This window comes from Halomonas sp. 707D4, from assembly GCF_024158685.1.
Classification (GTDB): Bacteria; Pseudomonadota; Gammaproteobacteria; order Pseudomonadales; family Halomonadaceae; genus Vreelandella.
In genome coordinates this window covers 1-1,846 of sequence record NZ_JAMZBD010000549.1, presented here as the reverse complement: position 1 = coordinate 1,846, position 1,846 = coordinate 1, and the positions used below count along the sequence as shown (strand labels likewise).

Below are 1,846 nucleotides of genomic sequence, written 5' to 3'. Positions count from 1 at the left end.
TGCGCCTGATTCGCGCCGAGATGATGGAAGTGATGCAGTCCGAGTACGTCAAGTACGCCCGCGCCAAAGGCATCTCGATGCGCCGGGTCTACTTCGTCCACGCGCTCAAGAACACCATGCTGCCGGTGATCACCGTCGGCGGCGTGCAGATCGGCACCATGGTGGCCTACACCATCCTGACCGAGACCGTCTTCCAGTGGCCGGGCATGGGCCTGATGTTCCTCGATGCCATCAACCGGGCGGACATCCCGCTCATCGTCTCGTACCTGATGATCGTCGGCGTGATCTTCGTCGTCACCAATACCGTGGTGGATCTGATCTACGGTCTCGTGAACCCCACCGTGAAACTGACTGGTAAGCCCGCATGACAACGACCACGACGACGCCCAGCCGCTGGGAGCGCCTGCGCGACTCCTACGTGTGGTACAGCTTCAAGCGCGACCGCACCGCCCAGCTTTGCCTGGCGATCTTTCTCTGCCTGGTGGTGGCGGCCTTCGCCTCACCCTTGATCGCCCCCACCGACCCTTACGATCTGCGCCAGATCGACATCCTCGACTCGGAACTGCCGCCGTTCTGGATCGACGGCGCCGATGACCGCTACGCGCTCGGCACCGACGCCCAGGGGCGCGATCTGTGGTCGATCATTCTCTACGGCACCCGGGTGTCGCTTCTGATCGGCTTCGGCGCCGTGCTCCTGCAGGCGCTGATCGGCGTCACCTTCGGCCTGATGGCCGGGTATCTCGGCGGGCGGGTCGACGCGATCCTGATGCGCCTGGCGGATATCCAGCTTTCGTTCTCGACGTTGATGGTGGCCATCGTGGTCGGCGCCGTGGTCAAGGCGACCATGGGCAGCGCCTTCTACAGCCAGTACGCGGTGATCATGCTGATTCTGATCATCGGACTTGCCGAGTGGCCCCAGTACGCGCGCACCGTGCGCGCCTCGGTGCTGGCGGAAAAGGGCAAGGAGTACGTCGACGCCGCCCGGGTGATGGGCCTGCGAAGCCGGCGGATCATGTTCCGCCACGTGCTGCCCAATACGCTTTCGCCGATCTTCGTCATCTCGACGGTGCAGATCGCCAACGCCATCATCTCCGAAGCCGCGCTGTCGTTTCTGGGCCTCGGCATGCCCGAGACCCACCCGTCGCTGGGCTCGCTGATCAAGGCCGGCTTCGACTACATCCAGTCGGGCTCCTGGTGGATCACGCTGATCCCGGGTGCGGTACTGGTCGTGCTGGTGCTCTCCATCAATCTTCTGGGCGACTGGCTGCGCGACGTCATGAACCCACGACTCTACAAAGGCTGAGGACGGCATGGCACTACTCGAAGTCTCTCAACTCGACGTCCGCTTCGCCCTGCGCCAGGGCGAAGTGCGCGCCCTGCGCGACGTGAGCTTCACCCTCGACCGCGGCGAGCGCTTGGGGATCGTGGGTGAATCCGGCGCGGGCAAGTCGGTGGCGGCGTTCTCGCTTCTGAACCTGATTTCAAGGCCCGGCTTCATCGCCGGCGGACGCATCGTGTTCGACGGCCAGACGCTCAACACCCTCTCGGAGCGCAAGCTTCGCAAGGTGCGCGGCAACCGCATCTCGATGATCTTCCAGGACCCGATGATGACGCTCAACCCGGTGCTCTCCATCGGCGAGCAGATGGTCGAGTGCCTGAAGGCGCACCGGCGCATCTCGAGCAAGGCCGCCCGCGCCATCGCGCTGGACAAGCTCCGCCAGGTCCAGATCCCCTCGCCGGAGAAGCGCCTGGACCAGTACCCCCACGAGCTTTCCGGCGGCATGCGCCAACGCATCATCATCGCCATCGCGCTGCTGCTCGACCCGGACATCATCATCGCCGACGA

At 64.5% G+C, this 1,846-nt stretch carries 3 protein-coding genes; all 3 read left to right on the top strand.

From position 1 onward, the window contains the following. A partial coding sequence (locus tag BIS11_RS16430; RefSeq protein ID WP_253586566.1) for an ABC transporter permease occupies positions 1–368 on the top strand: 368 nt, incomplete at its 5' end. Continuing rightward, a complete protein-coding gene (locus BIS11_RS16425) occupies positions 365–1,303 on the top strand; it encodes an ABC transporter permease (protein ID WP_253420572.1) in 939 nt (312 codons plus the stop codon). The genes BIS11_RS16430 and BIS11_RS16425, both read left to right, overlap by 4 nt. A 7-nt stretch (positions 1,304–1,310) precedes the next feature. Then, on the top strand, positions 1,311–1,846 hold a 536-nt coding region (locus BIS11_RS16420), incomplete at its 3' end, for an ABC transporter ATP-binding protein (protein ID WP_253586565.1).

What these genes read in the sequence shown, in the direction of transcription:
- BIS11_RS16425 (WP_253420572.1), top strand. Translation starts at nt 365, where the DNA reads ATGACAACGACCACGACGACGCCCAGCCGCTGGGAGCGCCTGCGCGAC.